General features: G+C 65.3%; 22 protein-coding genes. 9 read left to right on the forward strand and 13 right to left on the reverse strand.

Annotation, left to right across the window (positions count from 1 at the left end):
- Nucleotides 1-1207 (reverse strand): RluA family pseudouridine synthase (locus tag H926_RS0103020; protein ID WP_051146235.1); only part of this gene is annotated, 1207 nt, incomplete at its 3' end.
- Between the two features lie 186 nt (nucleotides 1208-1393).
- Here H926_RS0103020 and rpsU point away from each other — a divergent pair.
- The 5 genes from rpsU to gatB all read left to right on the forward strand — a co-directional run bounded on the left by rpsU (nucleotide 1394) and on the right by gatB (nucleotide 5971).
- The gene (gene rpsU, locus H926_RS0103025) at nucleotides 1394-1600 is read left to right on the forward strand and encodes a 30S ribosomal protein S21 (protein ID WP_011446475.1); all 207 of its coding nucleotides are present in this window, start codon (nucleotides 1394-1396) and stop codon (nucleotides 1598-1600) included.
- 206 nt (nucleotides 1601-1806) lie between these two features.
- Nucleotides 1807-2391: an FKBP-type peptidyl-prolyl cis-trans isomerase gene (locus H926_RS0103030; protein WP_022674990.1), complete on the forward strand. Its 585-nt coding sequence runs from the start codon at nucleotides 1807-1809 to the stop codon at nucleotides 2389-2391.
- 121 nt (nucleotides 2392-2512) lie between these two features.
- Nucleotides 2513-2815, forward strand: coding sequence for an Asp-tRNA(Asn)/Glu-tRNA(Gln) amidotransferase subunit GatC (gatC, locus tag H926_RS0103035; RefSeq protein WP_022674991.1), 303 nt, complete (start codon nucleotides 2513-2515; stop codon nucleotides 2813-2815).
- A 173-nt stretch (nucleotides 2816-2988) separates the two neighbouring features.
- Complete coding sequence (gene gatA, locus H926_RS0103040) at nucleotides 2989-4473, forward strand: Asp-tRNA(Asn)/Glu-tRNA(Gln) amidotransferase subunit GatA (RefSeq protein ID WP_028657500.1); 1485 nt, start codon at nucleotides 2989-2991, stop codon at nucleotides 4471-4473.
- A gap of 1 nt (nucleotide 4474) precedes the next feature.
- Entirely contained in the window at nucleotides 4475-5971 is a 1497-nt protein-coding gene (gene gatB / locus H926_RS0103045) for an Asp-tRNA(Asn)/Glu-tRNA(Gln) amidotransferase subunit GatB (protein WP_022674993.1), read from the forward strand.
- Between the two features lie 109 nt (nucleotides 5972-6080).
- Here gatB and H926_RS0103050 read toward each other — a convergent pair whose 3' ends face one another.
- From H926_RS0103050 to H926_RS0103060, 3 genes are all read right to left on the reverse strand, one after another.
- A complete protein-coding gene (locus H926_RS0103050; RefSeq protein ID WP_148291614.1) occupies nucleotides 6081-6812 on the reverse strand; it encodes a hypothetical protein in 732 nt (243 codons plus the stop codon).
- 46 nt (nucleotides 6813-6858) lie between these two features.
- Entirely contained in the window at nucleotides 6859-7542 is a 684-nt protein-coding gene (locus H926_RS0103055; protein WP_148291615.1) for a hypothetical protein, read from the reverse strand.
- Nucleotides 7543-7679: 137 nt separating this feature from the next.
- Complete coding sequence (locus H926_RS0103060; protein ID WP_022674996.1) at nucleotides 7680-10589, reverse strand: pitrilysin family protein; 2910 nt, start codon at nucleotides 10587-10589, stop codon at nucleotides 7680-7682.
- Nucleotides 10590-10790: 201 nt separating this feature from the next.
- Between H926_RS0103060 and clpB the strand changes: the two genes are divergently transcribed.
- The gene (gene clpB, locus H926_RS0103065; protein ID WP_022674997.1) at nucleotides 10791-13370 is read left to right on the forward strand and encodes an ATP-dependent chaperone ClpB; all 2580 of its coding nucleotides are present in this window, start codon (nucleotides 10791-10793) and stop codon (nucleotides 13368-13370) included.
- A gap of 81 nt (nucleotides 13371-13451) precedes the next feature.
- Here clpB and H926_RS0103070 read toward each other — a convergent pair whose 3' ends face one another.
- Together H926_RS0103070 and mgtE are read right to left on the reverse strand one after the other, a co-directional pair.
- Nucleotides 13452-13859 (reverse strand): DUF1489 domain-containing protein, encoded by a 408-nt coding sequence (locus tag H926_RS0103070; RefSeq protein WP_022674998.1) that lies wholly within the window; start codon nucleotides 13857-13859, stop codon nucleotides 13452-13454.
- A 23-nt stretch (nucleotides 13860-13882) separates the two neighbouring features.
- A complete protein-coding gene (mgtE, locus tag H926_RS0103075; protein ID WP_028657501.1) occupies nucleotides 13883-15313 on the reverse strand; it encodes a magnesium transporter in 1431 nt (476 codons plus the stop codon).
- Between the two features lie 144 nt (nucleotides 15314-15457).
- On the opposite strand from mgtE, the gene H926_RS0103080 reads away from it, so the two are divergent.
- Both H926_RS0103080 and H926_RS0103085 read left to right on the forward strand, forming a co-directional pair.
- The gene (locus H926_RS0103080) at nucleotides 15458-15913 is read left to right on the forward strand and encodes a peptidylprolyl isomerase (RefSeq protein WP_022675000.1); all 456 of its coding nucleotides are present in this window, start codon (nucleotides 15458-15460) and stop codon (nucleotides 15911-15913) included.
- Nucleotides 15914-16078: 165 nt separating this feature from the next.
- Nucleotides 16079-17623 (forward strand): acetyl-CoA hydrolase/transferase family protein, encoded by a 1545-nt coding sequence (locus H926_RS0103085; RefSeq protein WP_043607628.1) that lies wholly within the window; start codon nucleotides 16079-16081, stop codon nucleotides 17621-17623.
- Between the two features lie 121 nt (nucleotides 17624-17744).
- Here the strand turns inward: H926_RS0103085 and H926_RS0103090 are convergent, their stop codons facing one another.
- The 4 genes from H926_RS0103090 to H926_RS0103105 all read right to left on the reverse strand — a co-directional run bounded on the left by H926_RS0103090 (nucleotide 17745) and on the right by H926_RS0103105 (nucleotide 21397).
- Complete coding sequence (locus H926_RS0103090; protein ID WP_022675002.1) at nucleotides 17745-18626, reverse strand: LysR substrate-binding domain-containing protein; 882 nt, start codon at nucleotides 18624-18626, stop codon at nucleotides 17745-17747.
- The gene (locus H926_RS0103095) at nucleotides 18626-19570 is read right to left on the reverse strand and encodes a hemolysin family protein (RefSeq protein WP_022675003.1); all 945 of its coding nucleotides are present in this window, start codon (nucleotides 19568-19570) and stop codon (nucleotides 18626-18628) included. The genes H926_RS0103090 and H926_RS0103095 overlap by 1 nt, the downstream gene beginning before the upstream one ends.
- A gap of 32 nt (nucleotides 19571-19602) precedes the next feature.
- A complete protein-coding gene (gene ybeY, locus H926_RS0103100; protein WP_022675004.1) occupies nucleotides 19603-20097 on the reverse strand; it encodes an rRNA maturation RNase YbeY in 495 nt (164 codons plus the stop codon).
- A gap of 208 nt (nucleotides 20098-20305) precedes the next feature.
- A complete protein-coding gene (locus H926_RS0103105; RefSeq protein ID WP_082208975.1) occupies nucleotides 20306-21397 on the reverse strand; it encodes a PhoH family protein in 1092 nt (363 codons plus the stop codon).
- Nucleotides 21398-21662: 265 nt separating this feature from the next.
- Here H926_RS0103105 and H926_RS0103110 point away from each other — a divergent pair, with 265 nt between their 5' ends.
- Nucleotides 21663-21965, forward strand: coding sequence for a hypothetical protein (locus tag H926_RS0103110; RefSeq protein ID WP_022675006.1), 303 nt, complete (start codon nucleotides 21663-21665; stop codon nucleotides 21963-21965).
- 82 nt (nucleotides 21966-22047) lie between these two features.
- Here H926_RS0103110 and miaB read toward each other — a convergent pair whose 3' ends face one another.
- The 3 genes from miaB to nhaA all read right to left on the reverse strand — a co-directional run bounded on the left by miaB (nucleotide 22048) and on the right by nhaA (nucleotide 25239).
- Nucleotides 22048-23370 (reverse strand): tRNA (N6-isopentenyl adenosine(37)-C2)-methylthiotransferase MiaB, encoded by a 1323-nt coding sequence (gene miaB / locus H926_RS0103115; RefSeq protein WP_022675007.1) that lies wholly within the window; start codon nucleotides 23368-23370, stop codon nucleotides 22048-22050.
- Nucleotides 23371-23494: 124 nt separating this feature from the next.
- Nucleotides 23495-23950, reverse strand: coding sequence for a Dps family protein (locus H926_RS0103120; RefSeq protein WP_022675008.1), 456 nt, complete (start codon nucleotides 23948-23950; stop codon nucleotides 23495-23497).
- A 98-nt stretch (nucleotides 23951-24048) separates the two neighbouring features.
- Nucleotides 24049-25239, reverse strand: coding sequence for a Na+/H+ antiporter NhaA (nhaA, locus tag H926_RS0103125; protein WP_028657504.1), 1191 nt, complete (start codon nucleotides 25237-25239; stop codon nucleotides 24049-24051).
- Between the last annotated feature and the right edge of the window lie 6 nt (nucleotides 25240-25245).

A 25245-nucleotide genomic window follows, 5' to 3' on the forward strand; every position in this document is an offset into this window, starting at 1 on the left:
CGGCTCCGGCCACGCGGGCGCGCTGGCCAGTGGGCTTGCGCGCGCCGGTGGTTGCCGGGCCATCGATGCGCTTGCGGCGTTCGCCGCGGCGCTCCTTGCGGTATTGCTTGGCGTGGGCCTTGGCCGCGCGCTTTTCCATGGTCTTGGGTTCGACCAGCACCGGCGCTTCGAGTGGCAGATCGCCTTCGGTTTCGGTAAAGCCCAGCTGTTCCAGGCTCTTGGAAAAGTGCTCGGGCAGCGGCGCGGTCACGTCCAGCAGATCCCCTTCGGGATGCTCGATGCGCAGGCGGCGGGCATGCAGGTGCAGCTTGCGGCTGATGCTGCCCGACAGGAACGCGCCCTGGCCGCCGTACTTGCCATCGCCCACGATCGGGTGGCCGATCGCGGCCATGTGCACGCGCAGTTGGTGGGTGCGCCCGGTGAACGGCTGCAATTCCACCCAGGCAGCGCGGTTGCCGGCGCGATCGATCACGCGATAGCGCGTGCGGGCCGGCATGCCGTGCTCGGTTTCATCGACCATCATCTTCTCGCCGCCGGTGCCCGGCTGCTTGGCCAGCGGCAGTTCGATCATGCCATCGTGGATATCGGGCACGCCCATGACCAGCGCCCAATAGATCTTGCGCGCGGTGCGGCCGGAAAAGCGCCTGGAAAAGAACGCCGCGCTGCCCGGCGTGCGCGCCACCAGCAGCACGCCCGAGGTATCCTTGTCGAGCCGGTGGACCAGGCGCGGGCGCGGATCGCCATCGCCGGCATAGGCATCGAGCAGGCCATCGACATGCTCATAGGTGCCGCTGCCGCCTTGGGTGGCCAGGCCCGGCGGCTTGTTGATCACGATCGCGGCGCGATCCTGTTCCAGCACGATGTCTTCGGCCAGGTGGATCTGTTCTTCGGTCAGCGGCTTGCGCACGCGGCCGCCCTTGCCGCCGCCGGCCAGCGGCAGCGGGCCACCCGCCGGGGGCACGCGCAGGGACTGCCCGGCGATCAGGCGGGTGTCGACATCGGCGCGCTTGCCATCCACGCGAATCTGGCCGGTGCGCGCCCAGCGCGACACCATGGCAAAGCTCACCTCGGGGAGGTTGCGTTTGAACCAGCGGTCCAGCCGCACATCGTTGTCATCAGGGCGAACTGTGAACTGGCGCACGGCATCTGCATTGCCGGCACCTTTGCCATTCGAAGCTTTGCCGTTAGAGGCTTTTGAAGAGGTCATGGTCGCGCCCATAAGGCCTTTGCCCGCAAATTGCACGACATTGCTTGCCTTTCGCCGGCAGAATCACTATTGGGCGCCCGGTTCGAGCCGGTCCTGATCGGATTCGGCACGCTTTGTGTTCCTGGTATCTGGTGACCCCCGCGCGGCCGCGGGCTCTCGCCCGAAGCTGTTGAGGTATGTCGGTTTATGCAGATTCTCGTTCGCGACAACAATGTTGATCAAGCTCTTCGTGCCCTGAAGAAGAAGCTTCAGCGCGAAGGTGTCTATCGCGAAATGAAGCTGCGTCGTCACTTTGAAAAGCCGTCGGAAAAGCGCGCTCGCGAAAAGGCCGCCGCTGTGCGTCGCGCCCGCAAGCTTGAGCGCAAGCGCCAGGAGCGCGACGGCGCGAAGTAAGCTTCAATCGTGGCGGGACTATCCGTCACATTGAGCACTTGCGATAGGCCCTGTGCTGGGCCAAGAGGGCGCCGTGAATCACGGCGCCCTTTTCGTTGGGTCGAGCATCCTGGCTCGAATCGACGGGCAGGCACCGGCCGGGCGGCCGTTCCTTTGGGCGCTGCCTGATCAGGGAAAATCCAGAGGGAAACCCCAGAGGGAAACCAATGTCGGAAATCACCCGCGTTCCGTTGCAGCCCGTTGCCAAGGGCTCGCTCGCCAAGGTTTGGCTCGGCGTGATCGTTGCCGTGCTGGTGGGCATCGGCCTGGCCTGGGCGGCGCGCCCGGTGCACTTCAGTGAAGTGCGCGTGATCGCGCTCAAGGAAGGCACGGGCAAGTCTCCCACCACGTCTGACGTGGCGCTGATCAACTATGTTGGCCGCATCGCCAGCACCGGCAAGGAATTCGATCGTGGCGAAAACGCCGCGATGCCGCTGCAAGGCGTGATCCCCGGCTTTGCCCAGGGCCTGCAACAGATGAAGGTGGGCGGCAAGTACCGCCTCGAGATCCCGGCCGCGCTTGCCTATGGCAGCCAGGCCATGCCGGGCCGCGATGGCAGTGTCGCCATTCCCGCCAACAGCGACCTGGTGTTCGAGGTCGAGCTGATCGAGTTCCGCTCCATGGCCGAACTGCAGCGCCAGCAGGCCGCGATGCAGGCGCTGCAGCAGCAGATGCAGGCGCGCGGCGCGGCCGGTGCGGCTGGTGGCGCAGCGGGTGATCCGGCGGCAGCCCCGGTGGTGCCCGCCAACTGATCCGGCTTTATGCCAGGGGGCTGTCGGCCCCGTGGCTTGCCCCAGCGGCTTGAAGGACACCGCGCGCGATGGTAGCGCGCGGTGTTCTTGTTTTTGGCAAACCCTGCACGAAAGGGACGGCATGTCCGTGAATACCGCCGACGTGGCGAAGATCGCCAGTCTTGCGCGCATCAAGGTGAGTGAGGCCCAGCTTGAAGCGATGGTGCCCGAATTGAACGGCATCCTCGCCTGGGTGGAGCAATTGGGCGAAGTCGACGTGACCGGGGTGACCCCGATGACCGCCGTGATCCCCAATACGCTGCGCCTGCGCGATGACGTGGTGAACGCCGATCCGCTGACCGGCGGCGACATCCGCGATGCCGTGCTGGCCAATGCCCCGGTGGCCGAACATGGCTTCTTCGGCGTGCCCAAGGTGATCGAGTAAGCTTTGGCCGGCCTTGCGCGGGCCGTGCTTCGACAGGCTCAGCACGAACGGATGTGGGTTTTGGATCAATCCCCCGTTCGCCCTGAGCTTGTCGAAGGGCCGGCGCAGCACCGCCTTCCAGTTTCCCACGCACGAACCCCGATCGGTTCATGCGCAACAATCGGTCCGAACGGATGACTGACCTTACCGAACTTGGCGTTGCCGCGCTCCGTGATGGGGTGGCGAGTGGCGCTTTCACCGCCACGGAAGTGGCCAGTGCGTTCAACGCCGCGGTCGAAGCGGCGCAGGGCGCGCTCAATGCCTTTATCGTCACCACCCCGGATGCCGCGCTTGCCGCAGCGGCCAAGGTGGACGCAGCCCGCGCCGCCGGGCAGCCGCTGGGCAAGATGGCCGGCGTGCCGATCGGCATGAAGGATCTGTTTGCCACCAAGGGCGTGCAGACCACGGCCGCCAGCAAGATCCTGGAGGGCTTTGTCCCGCCGTATGAAAGCACCGTCTCGCAGAAGCTGTGGGATGCTGGTGCCGGCATGCTGGGCAAGCTCAACCTCGATCAGTTCGCCATGGGCTCGTCCAACGAGACCAGCGGTTTTGGCAATGTGATTTCGCCCTGGCGCAAGGGGGACGATACCACCCCGCTGGCACCGGGTGGTTCTTCGGGCGGCTCGTCGGCCGCGGTTGCCGCGCGCATCGCGCCGGCGGCCACGGGCACTGACACCGGCGGCTCGATCCGCCAGCCCGCCGCCTTCACCGGCATTTCCGGGATCAAGCCCACCTATGGCCGCTGCTCGCGCTGGGGCGTGGTGGCGTTTGCCTCCTCGCTCGACCAGGCCGGGCCGATGGCGCGCGACGTGCGCGACTGCGCGATCATGCTCGAAGCCATGGCCGGGTTCGATCCCAAGGATTCGACCAGCCTCGATCTGGCGGTGCCGGCATGGGAAGCGGGCCTCAATGCCGACATGCGCGGCAAGAAGGTGGGCATTCCGCGTGAATACCGCGTCGATGGCCTCGACGCCGATGTCGCCAAGAGCTGGGAAGATGGCATCGCCTGGCTCAAGGATGCCGGCGCGGAAATCGTCGATATCTCGCTGCCGCATACCAAGTACGCCCTGCCCACCTATTACATCATTGCCCCGGCCGAGGCTTCGTCGAACCTCGCCCGCTATGATGGCGTGCGCTACGGCCTGCGCGATCTGCCTGATGGCGCCAACCTGCAGGACATGTACGCTGCCACCCGCGCTGCCGGTTTCGGCGACGAGGTGAAGCGCCGCATCCTGATCGGCACCTATGTGCTTTCGGCCGGGTTCTATGACGCCTATTACACCCAGGCGCAGAAGGTTCGCGCGCTGATCGCGCAGGATTTCGCCAAGGCGTTCGAGACGGTGGACGTGATCCTGACGCCCACCGCGCCATCGGCCGCGTTCCCGCTGGGGCAGAAGAGCACCGACCCGGTGGAGATGTATCTCAACGACGTGTTCTCGGTGCCGGCGAGCCTCGCCGGTCTTCCGGCCATGTCGGTTCCGGCCGGCCTGTCGCGCGATGGGCTGCCGCTGGGTCTGCACGTCATCGGCCGGCCACTCGATGAACAGGGCGTGCTGAACGCCAGCCTTGCGCTTGAACAGCGCGCACAGTTTTCGGCAAAGCCGGGTAAGTGGTGGTAAGATGAGCAGCTATCGTATCCAGGGCGCCACGGGCGAATGGGAAGTGGTCATCGGGCTGGAAGTGCACGCCCAGATCACCACGCAGGCCAAGCTCTTTTCGGGCTCTGCCACCGCATTCGGCGCCGAACCCAACACCCAGGTCAGCCTGATCGACGCGGCGATGCCGGGCATGCTGCCCGTGCCCAACCGCGAGTGCATCCGTCAGGCGGTGCGCACCGGCATGGCGATCGACGCGCAGATCAACACCTGGTCGCGGTTCGATCGCAAGAACTACTTCTATGCCGATCTGCCGCAGGGCTATCAGATCAGCCAGCTCTACCACCCGCTGGTGGGCGAAGGGTCGATCGAGATCGCGCTGGATGACAAGAACCCCGAGGCCGGCACCAAGGTCATCGGTATCGAGCGCATCCATGTGGAGCAGGACGCGGGCAAGCTGATGCATGATCAGCACCCGACGATGTCCTACGTCGATCTCAACCGCTCGGGCGTGGCGCTGATGGAAATCGTCAGCCGGCCTGATATGACGTCGCCGGCCGAGGCCGGGGCATACCTGACCAAGCTGCGCCAGATCCTGCGCTATGTCGGCTCGTGCGACGGCAACATGGATCAGGGCTCGATGCGGGCCGACGTCAACGTCTCGGTGCGCCGCGCAGGCGAGCCGCTGGGCACCCGCACCGAAACCAAGAACGTCAACTCGGTGCGCTTCGTCATGGCCGCGATCGAGCACGAGGCGAGCCGCCAGGTGGACGTGCTGGAAGCCGGTAGCAAGATCGTGCAGGAAACCCGCCTGTTCGATCCGGGCACGGGCACCACGCGGTCGATGCGCAGCAAGGAAGACGCGCACGACTATCGCTATTTCCCCGATCCCGATCTGCTGCCGCTGGTGCTGGACCAGGCATTCCTGGATGAATGCCGCGCGTCTCTGCCCGAACTGCCCGATGCCAAGCGCACGCGTTATACTGATGCGCTGGGCCTGTCGGCCTACAACGCCGCGGTGCTGACGGCAGACGTGGATACGGCTGCCTGGTTCGAAACCCTGATTACGGCGAGCGCTGCCAAGCAGGGCAAGGATGAAGCCGCCGTGGCCAAGCAGGCTGCCAACTGGCTGACCAGCGAACTGTTCGGCGCGCTCAACAAGCTGGGCAAGGGCCTGGAAGACAGCCCGGTTTCGCCGACAAGCGCAGCAGAACTTCTGGCGCTGATCGGCGATGGCACGATCTCCGGCTCGATCGCCAAGCAGGTCCTGGAAAAGATGCTGGAAACCGGCGACGGCGCGGCCGCGATCGTGGAACGCGAAGGCCTCAAGCAGACGACCGACACCGGCGCGATCGAAGCGGCAGTGGATGCCGTGCTGGCCGCCAATGCCGACAAGGTGGAACAGTACCGTGGCGGCAAGGAAGCCCTGTTCGGCTTCTTCGTGGGCCAGACGATGAAAGCCATGGCCGGCAAGGGCAATCCGCAGCTGGTCAATCAGGTGCTGAAAGCCAAGCTGGGGTGAGGGACGCGCCCTGCGGTCTTCGCACCGCTAGGGCCAGACTTTCAGGACATAAGAAAGCCCCCTGTCCGGCGAAGGACAGGGGGCTTTTCTCTGGGAAGTCGACTGCCTGTCAGCTCTTTACGGGCGTGCGCGTCGCTTTGGCTTCGTTGCCGGCATATTCCTCGAAATTCTTCTTGAACACGGCGACCAGTTCATCGAGCGCAGCCACGGCGTCATCGCCTTCCTTTGGCGGGAAAAGCTTGAGGCCGTTGCCGCCCCACGCTTTGTATTCGAAGTCGATTTTCTGATCGTCGCCAAATTCCCGCACCATGAACAGTGTGCGCAGCGAGCGGCCGTAAATTGCGGCTTTCTGGTAGAATACGTCCGCCACGACGAGTTCTGAATAGCACTTGGCCTGAGAATCCGAGCGGCGCGTTTTAACGGAATTCATGGTCTTGCGCACCAGCGGCGTGGCATGCGTCACGATCGTGGTGCCCGGAGTAAGCTTGAGCATGCCGCGCGGGTGGAGCGTCTCAAGAGCATCGAGCTGGCTGGGACTGTCCAGCGCGCTGGCCATCAGCGTGCGATTGGTGGCATCGCGATTGCCGTGGATGGCAGCATCAAGCAAGCCGCCGCCCAAGAGTCCGGTCGTCATCGACGCCATTCGTTCGGCCGGCCAGATATGGAGTTCGCAGCCATCGGGCGCAGCGGCCGACGGTGCATGCACGACGACCTCCGGACTAAGTGACTTTGCGGCTTCGGCAGGCGCTGCTTGAGATGCGGGCGCCGTCGTGTCTTGCGCCTGGACGGTGCCAACCGTGGCCAGCAAAGCCACGCTAGTTGCAAGGAAGGTCTTGAGCATTTCCATAATCCCCATCTGGAATGGCCCCGTTTGGGCTGTGCTTGGGTTAATTTTTCTTACGCGGCGGCGCTGCTAGCTGCCTGCCAAACGTTTCCACGCTTTCTGCAAACGCGTGGCGCAATTCGCCTAGCGCAGCCTGCGGATCGTCTTCTGGCTTTGCGGGAGGAAACAGTGTGAGCTTTTCCGTGGCAATCGTGCCAAAGCTGCGGGTGGGCGTTTCGCTGCCGTCGAACCGCTTGAAGCGGTAGATCACCTTGAGATAGCGGCCGGAAAAGCTGTCTTCCTGAAAGAACACGTCATCCACGGCCAGTTCGGCATGGCACGGTCCGCCTTCGGCCGTGTAGCGACCCGGCGTATTGCGCAGGGTGCGACTGTCGAGCGTGTCAGCATGGACTGTGACTTGATACCCCGTCAGGCCGAGTATAGTCGGAAGGTCGAGGCTCGCCAGCACGGCCTGTTGGGTGGCCGTGTCCAGCGGTGCTCGCGGCAGCTTTGGATAGCCCTGCCGCCCGTTAACAGCCCCATCAACGATTCCGCCGTGGAGCCAGCCGTAAAAAGTAGACCGCAATGGGCTGCCAGGCCAAATGTGAAGCGTGCAAGGTGATGTGGATGTGGCCAGGCTTGCCGTGGCATCCTGCGCAGTTGCTGTCCACGGCACACTAACGGCCAGCGCAGCAAGCAAACCAATCGGCGCCTTGCGCAGTCGCCCCCACCCGATCTTTTCTGTCATGCCTTCCCCGGGACACCCAGCGTAGTTTGCGCAACAATTTGTTACGAAGTCTGCGTCTAGGCTAAACCGGCATAGCTCGGCAAGGCTTCATCTGGAACCTTGCCGAGCCAGTGCTGCCAAAATGGCAAAATCGGGTTTTACTTCCCCTGTACGCTGGTCACCTCAACCGGCAGGCCGAGCTTGTCGAGCTGCGGTTTGATCTTGGTGGCGTCGCCCACCACCACCCAGGTCAGCTTGCTCGGATCGAGCGCGGTGCGGGCGGCCTTGTCGAGTTCGGCGGCGGTCAGAGTGGGATAGCGCACGGCGAGGCGCGTGTAGTAATCGTCAGGGCGCTGGAACTGGACGATCTTGACCAGGCCATCGAGCACCGCTGACGAGGTTTCGAACGCGCCCGGCAGTTCGCGCGCGGCGCCCTGCGTGGCCCAGCCCAGTTCATCGGGGGCAACGCCCTTGTCCTTGAGGAACGCAGCCATGTCGCCCTGCATCGCGGCGATCGCGGGGCCGGTCTGGTCGGTCTGGACCGGCGCGACGAGGCGATAGATCACGCGGTCCTGGCGGTCGCTCACCGCGCTGCCCACGCCATAGCTCCAGCCCTTGCTTTCGCGCACGTCCATGTTGAGGCGCGAGAGGAAGCTGCCGCCCAGCACTTCGTTGGCGGTGCGCAGCGGCACGAGATCGTCGCGGCCGGTGGCGGCGAGAACCTCGCCGGCCATGATCATCGACTGCGGCGAGGCCGGGCGATCGACCAGCAGGATGCGCGGGCTGGCTGCGGGAATCGTTGCCGACAGGTTCTTGGCCGGGGCAGCGCCCGCTGGTTCGGCCCAGCTGCCAAAGCTGCGTTCCAGCAGCGGCTTGACCGCGGCCAGCGTGGTATCGCCGACCACGAAGATCGTCGCCTTGGACGGGCGCAGCCAGGCCTGGTGGAACGCAGCGAGGTCTGCTGGAGTCAGGCGCTTGACCACGGCCGGATCGCCGGTGCCGGTGGGCGGCGTGCCATAGGGGTGCTGCGGCCCGTAGAGCGCGGGATAGAGCACGCGCGAGGCCATGGCCGAGGGATCGCGCAGTTCGGCATCGATCGCGGCGAGTTGCTGGGCGCGCACGCGTTCCAGGTCATCGCTCTTGAGCGCGGGATTGCGGATATAGTCGGCTAGCAGCGCCAGTGAGCCAGCGAGGTTGGGCGCCACGGCATCGAGCTGGAACGCCGTGCTGTCGGGCAGGGCGGCGTTGCTGATGTTGGCGCCCAGGTTTTCGCGGGCACGGGCAAAGGCGGCGGCATCCAGGGTCTTGGTGCCCTGGTCCATCATCTTGAGCAGCATGGCCTGCGTGCCCAGCGCCTGGCGCGGATCGGCGGCAAAGCCGGCGTCGAACGCCACCTGCACCGAAACGACAGGCACGGCGGCGCGGCGGGCAAAGACCACCTTCACCCCGTTGGACAGCGTTGCCCGCTCGATCTGCGGGAACTGCAGCGCGGCCAGGTTGCCGATAGGCGGCAGTTCGCTGCGATCGGGGCCGGCGGCAGCGGCCGGCACGGCCGGCTGCGGCGCCGGGTCTTGGCCGGGCTGGTGCCAATAGGCGGGATGGGCAGCGCTACCGTGGCCCCCACCGACCTTGGTATCGTTGTTGGCCCAGCCGCCGTGGGATTCGCCGCCCTCGGTGCGGGTGCCCGGCTCGACCGTCAGGGCAAAGACCGGGCGCGTCAGCCACTTTTGCAGCGCGTCACGCACCTGCGCCGGCGTGAGCGCGGCCATGGCCGCCAGTTCCTTGCGATAGTGGTTGGCATCGCCGTTGTAGAGCAGACCTTCGGCCAGCGTCGGTGCCTTGCCGCCAAAGCCGCCGACCGATTCCAGCTTGCGGATCTGGTCGCTGGCGGTGACGGTGGCGGCGCGGGCGAGTTCGTCGGCCGTCGGGCCTTCGGTCACCAGGCGCTTGATCTGCGCGTCAAGCGCGGCGCCGACGGCGGCGGCATTCTGGCCCGGCTTCACATCGGCCTGAACCACGAACTGCCCGGCCTGGGCATAGATTTCGGCATTGGCGCCGGCCGCAACCGCCAGTTGCTGGCCACGCACCAGGTTGTCGTCGAGCCGCGAGGAAGCAAGCCCGCCCAGGATCACCGCGCCGATCTGCAACGGCAGGTAATCGGGGTTGTCGTAGCCCGGGATCGCCCACATGCGGTAGATGCGGGTGGTGGCCACTTCATCCTTGATCGTCTTGGCGACCGGCGCGGGCAGGGTCGGCACCGGGGCCGATACCGGTTGCACCTTGGGCCCGGCGGGAATGGCGCCGAACCACTTGGCGACCTTGGCCTTGGCCGTGGCGAGATCGACGTCACCGGCCAGGACCAGCACGGCGTTGTTGGGGCCATAGTGATCGGTGAACCACGCTTTCACATCGGCCAGGCTGGCGCTGTCGAGATCGGCCATCGAACCGATCGTGCTGTGGTGATAGGGGTGGCCGACGGGATAGAGGTTTTCGAGCTGCTCGTATTCCACCAGGCCATAGGGCTGGTTGTCGCCCTGGCGCTTTTCGTTCTGGACCACGCTGCGCTGGTTATCGAGCGTTTCCTGCGTCACCGCACCCAGCAGATAGCCCATGCGATCGGATTCCAGCATGAGGAAGCGATCGAGCGCGGCCGTGGGCACGGTTTCGAAATAGTTGGTGCGATCAAACCAGGTCGTGCCGTTGTAATCGGTGGCGCCGGCGTTCTGCAGCGGGGTGAAGAAATCGCCCTTGTTGTGCTCGCTGCCGTTGAACATCAGGTGTTCGAACAGGTGGGCAAAGCCGGTCTTGCCCTTGGGCTCGTTCTTGGAACCCACGCCATACCACACCGACACGGCCACGACCGGCGCCTTGCGATCGGTATGGACCAGCACGCGCAGGCCGTTGGGCAGGGTGAACTGCTCGTACGGGATGTTCACTGCTGAAACCAGGTTGGCCAGCGGCGCCGGGGCGGGCACTGCCGGGGCCGATGCCGTGGCGGCAAGCACGGGCGAAGGCGCGGCCGAGGCGATGGCCAGGGCCAGGAGAGAGGCGTTGAGGAAGCGCTGCATGGAGGGGGGCTTGTCCTGTCTCGAAAAGTCTCTGTGGCGATGTGTAAGGGCATGTTCGGCGGAGTCAAAGCTGAACCATCGTGAGGACTTGCCACGCGACATTGGTTTTGATTGCAACCGGTGGCGCAAAATTTGATCCACGTCCTTGTGTTGCCCAAAAGTCACACTACCTTGTGGCGGTCAGGAGAGCGAGAGACCGTTATGAACCTCGAAAAATTCACCGATCGCGCCAAGGGTTTCCTCCAGGCGGCCCAGACCCTGGCGATCCGCCTGAGCCATCAGCGCATCACCCCCGAGCACGTGCTCAAGGTGTTGCTGGAAGACCCTGAAGGCATGGCCAGCGGGCTGATCCAGCGGGCCGGCGGCAACCCGGCCGTGGCCCAGGCCGAAGTGGACAAGGCGCTGGGCAAGTTGCCGGCGGTGTCTGGTTCGGGCGCGCAGAATTCGCCCGGGCTCGACAACGATACCGTGCGCCTGCTCGACCAGGCCGAGCAGGTTGCTGCCAAGAGCGGGGACAGCTTTGTCACGGTGGAACGCATGCTGCTGGCGCTGACGCTGGCCGGCACCACGGCGGCTGGTCAGGCCCTGAAGGCGGCGGGCCTGTCGCCCCAGGCGCTGGAAGCCGCGATCACGGCGCTGCGCGGTGGGCGTTCGGCCGACAGCGCCGGCGCGGAAAACGCCTATGACGCGATGAAGAAATATGCCCGCGACCTGACGGCCGCCGCGCGCGAGGGCAAGCTCGATCCGGTGATCGGCCGCGACGAGGAAATCCGTCGTACCGTGCAGATCCTGGCGCGTCGCACCAAGAACAACCCGGCGCTGATCGGCGAACCCGGCGTGGGCAAGACGGCGATTGCCGAAGGCCTGGCGCTGCGGATCGCCAATGGCGACGTGCCCGACAGCCTCAAGCATCGCCGCCTGATGGCGCTCGACATGGGCAGCCTGATTGCCGGCGCCAAGTATCGCGGCGAGTTCGAGGAGCGGTTGAAGGCCGTGCTTGACGAGGTGAAGGGCGCCGAGGGCGAAATCATCCTGTTCATCGACGAGATGCACACCCTGATCGGCGCGGGCAAGACCGAAGGCGCGATGGACGCGTCCAACCTCTTGAAGCCGGCGCTGGCGCGGGGCGAGTTGCACTGCATCGGCGCCACCACGCTGGATGAATACCAGAAGTACGTGGAAAAGGACCCGGCCCTGCAACGCCGGTTCCAGCCCGTGTTCGTGGGCGAGCCGACGGTGGAGGACACCATCTCGATCCTGCGCGGGATCAAGGAAAAGTACGAGGTGCACCATGGCGTGCGCATCGCCGACGCCGCGATCGTGGCGGCCGCGACGCTGTCCAACCGCTATATCGCCGACCGCTTCCTGCCCGACAAGGCGATCGACCTGATGGACGAGGCCGCCAGCCGCATCCGCATGGAGGTGGAAAGCAAGCCCGAGGAGATCGAGAACCTGGATCGTCGCATCATCCAGCTCAAGATCGAGGAAATGGCCCTGGCCAAGGAAACCGACCAGGCCAGCCGCGACCGGCTCGATACCCTGCGCGAAGACCTGGCCAACCTGGAACAGCAATCGGCCGAACTGACCACGCGCTGGCAGAACGAGCGCGACAAGATCCATGCCGAAGGCAAGATCAAGGAGCATCTCGACAGCGCGCGCGTGGAACTGGAGCAGGCGCAGCGCGTGGGCGATCTGGCGAAGGCTGGGGAGCTGGCCTATGGCCGCATTCCCGAGCTGGAGCGCCAGTTGGCCGAGGCGCAAGGCGCCAGCAAGAACGCCCTGCTGCGCGAGGAAGTGACGGCCGAGGATATCGCTGGTGTCGTCAGCCGGTGGACCGGCGTGCCGGTCGACCGGATGATGGAGGGCGAGCGGGAAAAGCTGCTCGCCATGGAAGACGTGCTGGGCAAGCGTGTGATCGGCCAACGCGACGCGGTGGTGGCCGTGTCCAAGGCGGTGCGCCGCGCGCGGGCCGGGTTGCAAGACCCCAACCGTCCGCTCGGCAGCTTCCTGTTCCTGGGCCCCACGGGCGTGGGCAAGACCGAGTTGACCAAGGCGCTGGCGGGTTTCCTGTTTGATGATGACAGTGCGATGGTGCGCATCGACATGTCGGAGTTCATGGAAAAGCATGCCGTCAGCCGTCTGATCGGCGCGCCTCCGGGCTATGTCGGCTATGACGAAGGCGGCGTGCTGACCGAGGCGGTGCGGCGCCGGCCCTATCAGGTCGTCCTGTTCGACGAGGTGGAAAAGGCTCATCAGGACGTGTTCAACGTGCTGTTGCAGGTGCTCGATGATGGGCGCCTGACCGACGGCCAGGGCCGCGTGGTGGATTTCACCAACACGCTGATCATCCTGACCTCCAACCTGGGCAGCCAGTACCTGGCCAACCTGGGCGAGGGCGAAGATGCCGCCAGCGTGGAGCCGCAGGTGATGGATGTGGTGCGCGCGCACTTCCGGCCGGAATTCCTCAACCGGCTGGATGAAATCATCCTGTTCCACCGCCTGGGCCAGGAACACATGGCCCCGATCGTGGACATCCAGGTGGCACGCGTGGCCAAGCTGCTCAAGGATCGCAAGATCACGCTGGACCTCACCGAGGCGGCCAAGCGCTGGCTGGGCCGGGTGGGCTATGATCCGGTCTATGGCGCGCGGCCATTGAAGCGGGCCGTGCAGCGCTATCTGCAAGACCCGCTGGCGGAGCGGCTGCTGGCAGGCCAAGTGCCCGACGGCAGCACGGTGACGATCGATGAAGGCGACGGCGCGCTGGCGTTCCACGTCAGCTGAGCCGCGCAGGCCATTGCGGAAAGGGAAGGGGAGCGCATGTCGCTCCCTTTTCTGCATCGGCGGGCCGGCAGCCCGCGGGCGTCAGACCAGGCCGAGCTTGGCCAGTTCGCCGGCGATCGCGGCGGGCAGCACGTCACCGGCTTCCCCATGGCCAAGATCGGCCGGGGCATCGGCTGCTTCCAGATAGCGCCAGCCCTGGTGGGCGCGGCGCGGCATCGGCACCACGTCGATCAGGCGGGTGGAGACCAGGATATTGGTGCGTCCGCCCTCGGCCTCTTCAAAACCCAAGATTTCGCTGCGCGCGACCAGCTGGTGCTTGAGAATCCAGTACAGCGAGCCGCCGATCATTTCGGCATGGCGGCGCGGGCAGTTGCGCGTGGTCAGGCGGGCGACGCCATCGGCACCGTGGCGCCGGCCGGTGGAAAACCATTCGTGGACTTCCGCCAGCGACTGCGCGCCATAGGCCACTTTGGTCATGTTGAGCGGCATTGCAGGTGTTCTTTCAATCCGAATCAGGCGGCAAGCCCGGTGACGACAGCCAGCCCCAGGAACGAGAAGAACCCCATGACATCGGTGGCCATCGTCACGAATACGGCCGAAGAGACAGCCGGATCCACCCGCAGGCGATCGAGGCTGACCGGAACGAGGATTCCAGCCAGGCCCGCCACCAGGTTGTTGATCACCATGGCCGCGCCGATCACCGCGCCCAGGTGCGGGTTGCCAAAGATCAGCGTGGTGCCCACCCCGATCAGCACGCCCAGCGAGAGCCCGTTGGCCAGCGCGATGCGCAATTCGCGCAGGATCATGCGCACGGTGTTGGAACTCGTCAGCTGGTTGGTGGCAATCGCGCGCACCACCACTGCCAGCGTCTGGGTGCCGGCATTGCCGCCCATGCCCGAAACGATCGGCATCAGCACGGCGAGCAGGGCAAAGCGCGCGATGGCGCCCTGGAACAGGCCGACCACCGAGGCGGCAATGATCGCCGTGCCCAGGTTCACCACCAGCCACGACAGGCGCGTGCGCACGGTCAGGCCGATCGGCTCGTTGATGTCGCCATCGCCCGCGCCCGACAGGCGCAGGATGTCCTCGCTCGCCTCTTCCTGGATAATGTGGACCACGTCGTCCACCGTGATCTGGCCGACCAGCCGGCCACTGTCATCCACCACGGCGGCAGAAATCAGCGCATACTTCTGAAAGCGGAGCGCGACCTCTTCCTGGTCCATGGTGACGGGAATCAGCGTCTGGTCGCGCTTCATCACATCGGCCAGGGGCACGCTGCGCGGTGCGCGCAGCAGCCAGGAAAGCATGCAGGTGCCAACCGGGCGATGCTTTACGTCGACGATGAACACTTCCCAGAATTCGGTGGCAAGGTCATCGTCGTCGCGGCGCAGGTAATCGATCAGGTCGCCCACGGTCAGGTGTTCGGGCACCGCGATCACGTCGCGGCTCATCAGGCGGCCGGCGGATTCTTCGGGGTAGGACAGCGCGCTTTCGATCGCGGCGCGGTCTTCCGGCTCCATTTCTGCCAGGACGGCGGCCTGGTCTTCCTCGTCGAGGTCTTCGATCAGGGCGACGGCGTCGTCCGTCTCCATCTGCTCGGCGAGGTCGGCAACCTCTTCGGGTTCGAGCTGATCGACCAGGTCATCGCGCACCCAGTCGTTCAACTCGGCGAGCACGTCTGAGCCGAGCAGGTCGTTGATCGCGCGGGCCAGCGGCGCACGGTATTCCTGGCCGATCAGCTCGAACAGGTCGGCGATGTCGGCCGGGTGGAGCGGCTCGACCAGGTTATAGACCGCTTCCTGGTTTTCCGCGTCCAGCGCCTCGGTCACCCGGCGCAGGAACGAGGGGCGCAGCGTGTTGTCTTCCTCGTCCAGTTCCTGCGAATTGCGCGCAGGTTCGGGCGCTGCCACCGTCAAGGTGTCAGTGTCCACGCCGTCGTCCATCCGCGGGTCGTGTTCGTGGGGCGCGCCTTGTTCCATCAAGGCGGGGATAGGCGATCATCCGGCAAATGCAATGGTGCACTGCAGCGTGACTTTGTCCGAAGATTGCCTATATCGGCGGCATTCTTTGCCAAGGAAGAGTGGTCGATGTCTGAAGAAAAACTGGTCCTGTCGCTGGATTCGGGCGATGTGGTGATCAAGCTGCGTCCCGACCTGGCCCCCGGCCACGTGGAACGCATCAAGGAACTGGCCTCGGAAGGCTTCTATGACGGGGTGAAGTTCCACCGCGTGATCCCCGGTTTCATGGCGCAGGGCGGCTGCCCGCAGGGCACCGGCATGGGCGGCTCCAGCAAGCCCGACCTCAAGGCCGAATTCAACGATCAGCCGCACGTGCGCGGTGTGTGCTCGATGGCCCGCACCAGCTATCCGCACTCGGCCAACAGCCAGTTCTTCATCTGCTTCGATGATGCGCGTTTCCTCGATCGCCAGTACACTGTGTGGGGCGAAGTGGAGAGCGGCATGGAACTGATCGACGCGCTGCCCAAGGGCGAGCCGCCGGCAAACCCTGGCGTGATCCGCAAGGCGACCGTGCAGGCTGCCTGATTGCGACTGGCTGATCACGGCTGGCTGATCGGGTCACTGTCTCACTATCGAGACAAAACCTGTATCATATCAGGGAAAAGGCGGGGCTGGTCCCCGCCTTTTTTGCTGTAGGACAAGGCGCATCGGCTTAGGGGCAGGGTAGATCGAACCCGAGAGGAGCCCCCCATGAACGCCCCCGTTTCGTCACCGTCCGTGTCTCCTGCGCGGATTGCCCATCCTGATTATCGCGCCAAGCTGATGAGCGCAGACGATGCCGCCAGCCTGATTGGCCCCGGCGCCGTGGTGGGTATGAGCGGGTTCACCGGGGCAGGCTATCCCAAGGCGGTGCCCCAGGCGCTGGCGCGGCGGATGGAGGCGGCTCATGCAGCCGGCAATCCCTATGCCATCAAGGTGTGGACCGGGGCATCGACCGGGCCTGAACTCGACGGCGCGCTGGCGCGGGCCAAGGGCATCGATTTCCGCCTGCCTTACAACTCCGATCCCCTGGTGCGCGAGCAGATCAATGCCGGCACGGTGCAGTATTTCGACATGCACCTTAGTCAGGTGGCCCCCGTGGCGTGGCAGGGCTTTCTCGGCCCGCTCGACGTGGCGCTGGTCGAGGTTTCGGCGATCCTGCCCGATGGCAGCGTGGTGCCGTCCTCATCGGTGGGCAACAACAAGACCTGGCTCGATCGGGCCGGCAAGATCATCCTGGAAGTCAATTCCTGGCAGCATGAAGCGCTGCACGGCATGCACGATATCTATTATGGCACCGCGCTGCCGCCGCATCGCCGCCCGATCCCGCTGGTCCATCCCAATGATCGCATCGGCCAGCCCACGTTCCGCATCGATCCGGCCAAGGTGGTGGCGGTGGTGGCCACCGACACGCCGGATCGCAACGCCCCGTTCAAGGCGCCCGACGATGCCGCCCGCGCCATTGCCGGGCACCTGCTGCAATTCTTTGGCCACGAAGTGAAAATGGGCCGCCTGCCGGCCTCGTTGCTGCCGATCCAGTCGGGCGTGGGCAATATCGCCAATGCCGTGCTCAATGGCCTGATGGACAGCCCGTTCGATCCAATGACGGCCTATACCGAAGTCTTGCAGGACGGCATGCTCGATCTGCTGGCGGCGGGCAAGCTGGCGATGGCCTCGGCCACGGCGTTTTCGCTCAGCCCCGATGCGGCAGAGGCGCTGAACGGCGAAATGCACCGCTATCGCGATCGCATCGTGCTACGCCCGCAGGAGATTTCAAACCACCCCGAACTCGTGCGGCGTCTGGGCTGCCTGGCGATGAACGGCATGATCGAGGCCGATCTCTACGGCAACGTCAACTCCACCCACTTGATGGGCTCACGCATCCAGAACGGTATCGGCGGCTCGGGCGATTTTGCCCGCAATGCCTATATCTCGATCTTCATGGCGCCCTCGCTGGCCAAGGGCGGGGCGATTTCCACAATCGTGCCCCAGGTCAGCCATGTCGACCATATCGATCAGGACGTGCAGGTGATCGTCACCGACCAGGGCCTGGCCGATCTGCGCGGCCTTTCGCCCAAGCAGCGGGCCGAACAGGTCATCGCCAACTGCGTGCACCCGATCTATCGCGACCAGTTGAGCGACTACTATGCCCGCGCCCTGCGCGATTCCTATGGCAAGCATTCGCCCTCGCTGCTCGACGAGGCGCTTTCCTGGCATCAGCGCTTTGTGCAGACGGGCACCATGCGGGCGGGGTAATCAAGGGCCCCTCCACCACCGCTCCGCGGCGGTTCCCCTCCCCGCCGAGCGGGGAGGACCTGGGATCCTCCCCATCACCGATGGGGAGGTGGCGGCCGGAGGCCGACGGAGGGGGGGCCTCTTAAAGCCCCGCCTTCAGCATCCAGTCGTGGAACAGGCGCACCGGGCGCGATTGCAGGGCGCGGGGGCGGCAGACGAACCAATAGGAATAGGGGCTGTCCACTTCGATGTCATAGACGCGCGCCAGCCGGGGATCGTGGCTGCGGCTGAAATGGTCATCGTGCATGATGGCAATGCCCAGACCCTGCGCGGCGGCTTCCAGAATCAGCTGGCCGGAATCGAAATGGTCGATCGCGGCTGGCTCCAGTGCCTCCAGATGCAGCGTGCGCTTCCAGGCTTCAAAGCTGGCCGGCAGGTCGTTGTGGACCAGGAACGTCTGCTTGGCGAGCTTGGCCATGTCGGGGCGGTTGCCCAGCTCTTCGGCCAGCTGCTTGCTGGCGATGGCATAGACCCGGTTGTGATCGAGCCGCACGGCATGCAGCGCGGCGTCCGGCCCTTCCGACAGGATAATCGCCGCGTCGATCGTGTCACCCAGCTTGGTTTCCGCAGCGGTCGAGCTGTCGATATCAATGTGCAACTGCGGGTGCAGCTTGCGCAACTCGCCCAGGCGCGGGAACAGGCGCTGGCTGCCAAACAGCGGCAGCACGCCCAGGCGCAGGCGCATGACCTTGCCGGTGTCGATCATGCGGTCGATCCGGTCGGCCATCTCGTCGATCAGCGGGGCCACGGCATCATACAGCGTCTGCCCGTCTTCGGTCAGCTTGAGGGCCTGGTGCTTGCGCTCGAACAGCGGCTTGCCCACGAACTCTTCCAGCGCCGCCAGCCGACGCGACAGGGCCGACGGGCTGAGTGCCAGTTCGGCTGCAGCCGTCTTGGCCGAACCGGCGCGCACCACGCGAATGAAAGCTTCCAGCGAGCGCAGTGGTGGCAGGCGGCGGATCATCAGGCGTCTTCTTCTTCGGCAAGGGCGGTGGAGGGGGCGTGCAAGCGCAGGCGCGTGAGGCGGCGTTCGTCGCCCCCGGTCACTTCCAGGCGCCAGCCGGACTCGTGCTCCAGCACACGGCCGACTGGTGGCACTTCGCCAGCCAGGACCACGGCCAGGCCGCCCAGGGTGTCGACGTCTTCCTCCACCTCGGCCAGGCGCGGATCGATGATGCGGGCGACGTGTTCCAGTTCGGCGCGGGCATCGGCATCCCAGGTATCGGGATCGAGGCGGTTGAGCAGCACTTCGGGGGCATCATCGTGCTCGTCTTCCACGTCCCCTACGATTTCCTCGACCAGATCCTCGAACGTGATGATCCCGTCGGTGCCGGAATATTCGTCCACCACCACGGCCAGGTGGGTGCGGCTGCCGCGCATGTCGGCCAGAACATCGATCGCGCCGCGCGCCTGGGGCACGAACAGCGCCTGGCGCAGCAGCACGGTCCAGTCATCAGGCGCGGGCGCACCTTTAAGCGCCATGTCCGCCAGGAACGGGAACACGTCCTTGATGTGCATCATGCCCTGCACTTCATCGAGCGATTCGCCATAGACCGGCAGGCGGCTGTGGCCATGCTCGGCAAAGGCGGCAACCACCTCGGCAAACGTGGAGGAGGCGGGGATGGCAATGATCTGGCCACGCGGGATGGCCACGTCATCGGCATCGCGCTCGCTGAAATGGAGCAGGTTCTTGAGCATCTGGCGTTCCACCGGCACCAGGTCGCCATCGGCGCCCAGATCATGGCCGGGTTCATGCTCGTGCTCTTCGATCGCTTCCTCGATCTGCGCCCGTAGAGACTGGTCATGGTCAGGCCCCTTGAAAAAGGCCTTTATCACGCGCCAAAGCGCCCCATTACTGTCGCCTTCGCCCGAGCGATTTTCACCGCCGGACCCATTGCCCTCGGGCACTGACCTTGCTCCTTAGCTGTTACTGTCGATATTCATGCATATGGGTCGGCCAGGCCCAGCAAGGCAAGCGCCTTCCGCTCCAGGTCTTCCATTTCCTCGGCCTGGGCTTCGCCCTCCTCGTGGTCATAGCCGGCCAGATGCAGCAGGCCGTGGATCACCAGGTGGGTGGCGTGGTTTTCTACCGAGATGCCCTTTTCCGCGGCTTCGCGGGCACAGACGCCCTGCGCCAGGATCAGGTCGCCCAGCATGCCCGGCGCGCCCTCGTCGGCTGCGGCGCGCAGCACGTCTTCGCGGGCAAGCATCGGGAAAGACAGCACATTGGTGGGCTTGTCCTTGGCCCGCCACTGCTTGTTGAGGGCGTGCACCTCGTCATCGTCGGCCAGGACCAGGCTGACCAGCAGATTGGGATGCGCAAGTTCAGTGGCAACCTGCGCGGCTGCCTCGGCGGCGCGGTTGGCCAGTGCCTCCCAATCGGTGGTATCTCCCCAGATGGGATCGATGTCGATTTCCAGAATCGGCGCGGTCATGCGGGGGCCTGTGCAATTGGGGGACGAATCGCTTTGGCATGGCGACGCGGGCCGCGCCACCCGCCATGTGCAAAAAATGCAAGGTCAGGGTCAGTGCAAGGTTTCCACTACCCCCCGACTCCCTCCTCTAAAGAGGATGGGGAGGATGAAACAAAACCCCCTCCTTTTCAGAGGAGGGGGTCGGGGGTGGTGGAGGCACCGTGCAAGGTCAGGCCTCGTTCCCTTCATAGGCTTCAACGATACGGCCCACGATGGGATGGCGCACCACGTCGGCGCGGCTGAAATGCACCACGCCGATGCCGTCCACGCCTTCCAGTCGGCCGACTGCGTCTGCCAGGCCACTGGCAGCCACGCCGCCGGGAAGGTCAACCTGCTTGGGATCGCCGCACACCACCATGCGGCTGTTCTGGCCAAAGCGGGTGAGGAACATCTTCATCTGCGCCGGCGTGGTGTTCTGCGCTTCGTCGAGGATGACAAAGGCATCGGCCAAGGTGCGCCCGCGCATGAAAGCGATCGGCGCGATCTCAATTTCGCCGCTGGCGATGCGCCGCTCCACCTGTTCGGGCGGCATGCAGTCATAAAGCGCATCGTAAAGCGGGCGCAGATAGGGATCGACCTTTTCCTTCATGTCCCCGGGCAGGAAGCCCAGGCGCTCGCCAGCTTCCACCGCCGGGCGCGACAGGATCAGCCGCTGAACCGAACCGGTCATCAGCTGGGCCACGGCTTGGGCCACGGCAAGATAGGTCTTGCCGGTACCCGCCGGCCCCAGGGCAAAGATCACATCGTTCTGCACCAGCGCCTGCATGTAGGAGATCTGCGTGGCCGAACGCGGCACGATGGTCTTGCGGCGGGTGCGGATCATGATCGGCGGGGCATTGCCCGGCGTTCCGGTGATGATCCCTTCGAGCGTGGGTTCCGCGCTCATCGCGATAAGCGATTCCAGGGCGCCGCTGTCGATCTCGTGCCCGGTGTTGAGGCGCTGGTACAGGCCCTTGAGCACGTCACGGGCGCGGGCCACGGCGTCTTCGGGTCCTTCGATCAAGACCTTGTTGCCGCGTGCGGAAATGAACACGCCGAGGCGGTTTTCGATCTGCACCAGGTTGGTGTCGAACTGTCCGAACAGCGCGCCCAGCATCGTCTGCTCTTCAAATTCCACTTCCACGCGGGCGCGACGGGGTTGGTCGGGCCGCGGCCCGGTCCTGACCCCGCCATCGCCCTGTATTCCGGCACGGTGTCCGGGGCGGTCGAAGGTCATGTCGCGATGTGCCTCGTCGTGGGCACGGGGGAATTTGCGAGCCATGGGATGGGGTTTTCGCGCTCCTTTCATCGAACCACTTTATCCAAGTGTAAGGCGTGATTGCCCTTGTGCAAGGGAGACTGGCGGCAAAATGCACAACGCAGGTAACAATTGCGCGACACTTTGCTGCCGAGGCACGACAAACCTGAGCGGTTTCTTGCAACGTGCTTCGGCAGGCATTCAGCCGGGCAGGGTCATAACCGTTTCATGGCCGAACGAGACCCCCGGGCAAAACGCTCAGGTCCGGCCGGAACAAGGAGTTACCCCCATGCGCAAGTTCGTCCTCGCCCTCGTTGCTGCCGCCCTGGTTGCCCCCGTCATGGCGCCGGCCATTGCCAATGCCCAGCCGGTCAACACCCCGGCCGTGGCCGCCGCCCGCCACGAAGTGCGCCGCGACCGCGCCGAAGTGCGCCATGATCGCCGCGAAGTGGCCGTGGCCCGCGCCCATGGCAACGAACGCGCAGTGCGCATCGCCAAGCACGAACTGCGCCATGATCGCCGTGACATGCGCCACGATCGCAAGGTGATGCATCACAAGATCCGCCACGCCTATCGCCATCACCACGGCTAAGGTCAGGCGCCCAAACCAAAAGGCCCCCGTCGCGTGGATCGCGGCGGGGGCCTTTTGCTGTCTGCGCGGTGCTTGGGCCGGATCAGGCGACCAGTTGGCCAGCGAGCGAATTGGGCCCGGCCTGCACCAGGTCAACCGTCACCAGATCGCCGATCGCCACATCGCCGGTGAAGTGCACCGATTGCAGCCAGGGCGATTTGCCCAGCCATTGGCCGGCAAGGCGCCCGCGCCGCTCGACCAGCACCTGGCAGCGCCGGCCCACGCTGGCCTGGTTGAACGCCGTGGCATCGCGTGCCAGCGCAGCCTGCAGCCGCTTGAGCCGCTCGTCCATCACCGCCGGCGCGATCTGATCGTCCATCGTGGCCGCTGGCGTGCCGGGGCGGGGCGAATACTTGAAGCTGAACGCCTGGGCATGGCGCACCGTACCCACCAGATCGAGCGTGTCCTGGAATTCGGCCTCGGTCTCTCCCGGGAAACCGACGATGAAATCGCCCGACAGCGCGATATCGGGCCGGGCGGCGCGCACGCGATCGAGGATCTTGAGATAGCTTTCCACCGTGTGGCTGCGGTTCATCGCCTTGAGCACGCGGTCGTTGCCGGCCTGCACGGGCAGGTGCAGGAACGGCATCAACTTGTCGATCTCGCCATGGGCGGCGATAAGCCCATCGCTCATGTCGTTGGGATGGCTGGTGGTATAACGGATGCGCGCCAGATCTGGCTCTGCCGCCAGCACCCGGATCAGCCCATCGAGTCCGATGGCGCGGCCCTTGGCGTCCTGGCCGGTCCAGGCATTCACGTTCTGCCCCAGCAGGGTGATTTCGCGCGCGCCGCCGGCAACCAGCAGCTTGGCCTCTTCCACCAGATCGGCAAACGGGCGCGAGATTTCCGCGCCACGCGTATAGGGCACCACGCAATAGGTGCAGAACTTGTCGCACCCTTCCTGCACCGTCAGGAACGCGCTGGGGCCCGACCGGCGGCGCTTGGGCAGCGCGGCAAACTTGGCTTCGGCCGGCATGTCCGTCTCGGTGCCGCGCTTGCCGGCGGCGGCATCGGCCACCATTTCGGGCAGGCGGTGATAGGCTTGCGGCCCGACCACGACCTTGACCGACGGCGCGCGCGCCATGATTTCCTCGCCCTCGGCCTGGGCCACGCAACCAGCCACGGCGATCAGTGGCGTGGTGCCATCGGCACGGCGCAGGCGGCCAATATCGGAATAGACCTTTTCCGTGGCCTTTTCGCGGATGTGGCAGGTGTTGAGCACGACCAGATCGGCACCATCGCGTTCGTCGGTGGCGGTCATGCCTTGGGCGGCAAGCAACTCGGCCATGCGCTCGCCATCATAGACGTTCATCTGGCAGCCGAAGCTCTTGACGTGAAACGTCCGGGGGGGATTCTCTGCGGGCATAAGCCGCGCCCCATAAGGCAATCGGGCGCGGATGGAAACCGCCTTGCGCACCCGCCACTGCCTAGGAAAAGGCCCGCCGCGCAAGGCATGCGCGGCGGGCCTTGGCATGGCAGGCAGCGTTGGTTCAGGCCAGGATCTGGCTCAGGAACCACACGCGCTGCTGGGCCTGGTCGGTCCAGTCATCGGCCGCGCCTTCGGTGGCGTTGTCGCCGGCTTCGGTTGCCGCGGCCTTCACCTTGCGGATGGTTTCGACCAGCGCGGCATTGTCGTCGCGCAGGGCCTTGACCATGTCCATCGCATCAACCTTGGCGCGGTCATCATCCTTTACGCTGGCCTTGGCGCCGATCGCGCCGATCGAGGTGAGCGTGGCGCCGCCGTTCTTGCGCACGCGCTCGGCCACGATGTCGGTCAGTGCGAAAAGCTCGGTGGCCTGCTCGTCAAACAGCAGGTGCAGATCGCGGAACTGCGGGCCGGCCACGTGCCAGTGATAGTTCTTGGTCTTGATATAGAGCGCGAAATAATCCGCGAGCAGCCCGTTCAGGCTATCGATCAGCGCCTTGTTTGCGTTGTCGCCCGGCATGGTAAACCCCTTTCCTTTGCTTGGCTTTGCGCTTTCATACGCCACAACGGCGCCAAAGTTTCACGCAAATGGTGGCTTGTAAAAATCGGTTTTGTCGATCAATCGGCAGGCTTTGGCGCCAGTCGCAAGACGAGCGCGCCGCCGAGGGCGGACAGCAGCGATCCGCCCAGGATGCCGATCTTGGCCTGCTCGACCAGATCGGGCTGCGCTGGAAACGCCAGCGCGGCAATGAACAGGCTCATGGTAAAGCCGATACCGCACAGCAGCGCCATGCCCCACAGATGCATCAGCCGCGCGCCGACTGGCCGTGGCGCCAGGCCCAGCCGTTCGGCACCCAGCACCGCGCCCAGCACGCCGGCCTGCTTGCCTATGACGAGCCCGGCCGCGATTGCCAGGGGCAGCGGCGCCAGGATGCCGGCCAGGCCCGTGGCGCGCAGATCGACCCCGGCATTGGCCAGGCCGAACAGCGGGACGATCACGAAGCCACTGATCGGCACAAGCAGATGTTCCAGGCGCAGCAGCGGGCTGTTACCCCGGGCATCGAGCTTCATCGGCACGGTCAGCGCCGCCAGCACCCCCGCCACGGTGGCGTGGACGCCCGATTGCAGCACGCATGCCCAGAGGGCCACGGCAAAGACCGCATAGGTCGATGCCCGAGTCGCACCGGCGCGGTTGATGAGAATCATCGCGCCAAACACGGCGGCCGCCGCCGCCAGCCAGGCCCAGGCCACCCCGCTGGTGTAAAAAATGGCGATCACCACCACCGCGCCAAGGTCATCGACCACGGCCACGGTCAACAGGAACAGTCTGATCGACCGGGGGGCACGGCGCCCGATCAGGGCCAGCACACCCATGGCAAAGGCGATGTCGGTGGCGGCGGGAATGGCCCACCCGCGATGCAGCATGGGAAAATCACGGCTGACGGCCAGGAACACCAGCGCGGGCAGCGCCATGCCTGCCAGCGCCGCCAGCACCGGCAGCCGCCGCCGCCGTGCATCGGCCAGTGCGCCGCTGATGATTTCGCGTTTGATCTCAAGCCCCACGACAAAGAAGAACACGGCCATCAGGCCGTCGTTGATCCAAGCATGCAGGCTGTCGAGTTGGGGCGCCACGATCACCGGAAGGGCATAGTGCAGTGCGGCGTGATAGGTATGGTGCAAGGGCGAATTGGCCAGCGCGATAGCCAGTGCCGCGCAGACCAGCAGCAGCACGCCCGGCGCTGCTTCGTGGCGCATCAACCGGCGCAATGCCGATTGCGGCTGATGAGGGGACCCGCGCATTTCCGCCATATTCGA

This window comes from Novosphingobium sp. B-7 (assembly GCF_000410615.1).
GTDB classification, from domain to species: Bacteria; Pseudomonadota; Alphaproteobacteria; order Sphingomonadales; family Sphingomonadaceae; genus Novosphingobium; species Novosphingobium capsulatum.

Coding starts and splice junctions, on each gene's coding strand:
- rpsU (WP_011446475.1), top strand. CDS start 1,394: ATGCAGATTCTCGTTCGCGACAACAATGTTGATCAAGCTCTTCGTGCC.
- H926_RS0103060 (WP_022674996.1), bottom strand. CDS start 10,589: ATGCAGCGCTTCCTCAACGCCTCTCTCCTGGCCCTGGCCATCGCCTCG.
- H926_RS0103055 (WP_148291615.1), bottom strand. CDS start 7,542: ATGACAGAAAAGATCGGGTGGGGGCGACTGCGCAAGGCGCCGATTGGT.
- H926_RS0103085 (WP_043607628.1), top strand. CDS start 16,079: ATGAACGCCCCCGTTTCGTCACCGTCCGTGTCTCCTGCGCGGATTGCC.
- H926_RS0103080 (WP_022675000.1), top strand. CDS start 15,458: ATGTCTGAAGAAAAACTGGTCCTGTCGCTGGATTCGGGCGATGTGGTG.
- mgtE (WP_028657501.1), bottom strand. CDS start 15,313: ATGGACGACGGCGTGGACACTGACACCTTGACGGTGGCAGCGCCCGAA.
- ybeY (WP_022675004.1), bottom strand. CDS start 20,097: ATGACCGCGCCGATTCTGGAAATCGACATCGATCCCATCTGGGGAGAT.
- H926_RS0103030 (WP_022674990.1), top strand. CDS start 1,807: ATGTCGGAAATCACCCGCGTTCCGTTGCAGCCCGTTGCCAAGGGCTCG.
- H926_RS0103070 (WP_022674998.1), bottom strand. CDS start 13,859: ATGCCGCTCAACATGACCAAAGTGGCCTATGGCGCGCAGTCGCTGGCG.
- H926_RS0103050 (WP_148291614.1), bottom strand. CDS start 6,812: ATGCTCAAGACCTTCCTTGCAACTAGCGTGGCTTTGCTGGCCACGGTT.
- gatB (WP_022674993.1), top strand. CDS start 4,475: ATGAGCAGCTATCGTATCCAGGGCGCCACGGGCGAATGGGAAGTGGTC.
- gatA (WP_028657500.1), top strand. CDS start 2,989: ATGACTGACCTTACCGAACTTGGCGTTGCCGCGCTCCGTGATGGGGTG.
- clpB (WP_022674997.1), top strand. CDS start 10,791: ATGAACCTCGAAAAATTCACCGATCGCGCCAAGGGTTTCCTCCAGGCG.
- gatC (WP_022674991.1), top strand. CDS start 2,513: ATGTCCGTGAATACCGCCGACGTGGCGAAGATCGCCAGTCTTGCGCGC.
- H926_RS0103090 (WP_022675002.1), bottom strand. CDS start 18,626: ATGATCCGCCGCCTGCCACCACTGCGCTCGCTGGAAGCTTTCATTCGC.
- H926_RS0103105 (WP_082208975.1), bottom strand. CDS start 21,397: ATGGCTCGCAAATTCCCCCGTGCCCACGACGAGGCACATCGCGACATG.
- miaB (WP_022675007.1), bottom strand. CDS start 23,370: ATGCCCGCAGAGAATCCCCCCCGGACGTTTCACGTCAAGAGCTTCGGC.
- H926_RS0103110 (WP_022675006.1), top strand. CDS start 21,663: ATGCGCAAGTTCGTCCTCGCCCTCGTTGCTGCCGCCCTGGTTGCCCCC.
- H926_RS0103120 (WP_022675008.1), bottom strand. CDS start 23,950: ATGCCGGGCGACAACGCAAACAAGGCGCTGATCGATAGCCTGAACGGG.
- nhaA (WP_028657504.1), bottom strand. CDS start 25,239: ATGGCGGAAATGCGCGGGTCCCCTCATCAGCCGCAATCGGCATTGCGC.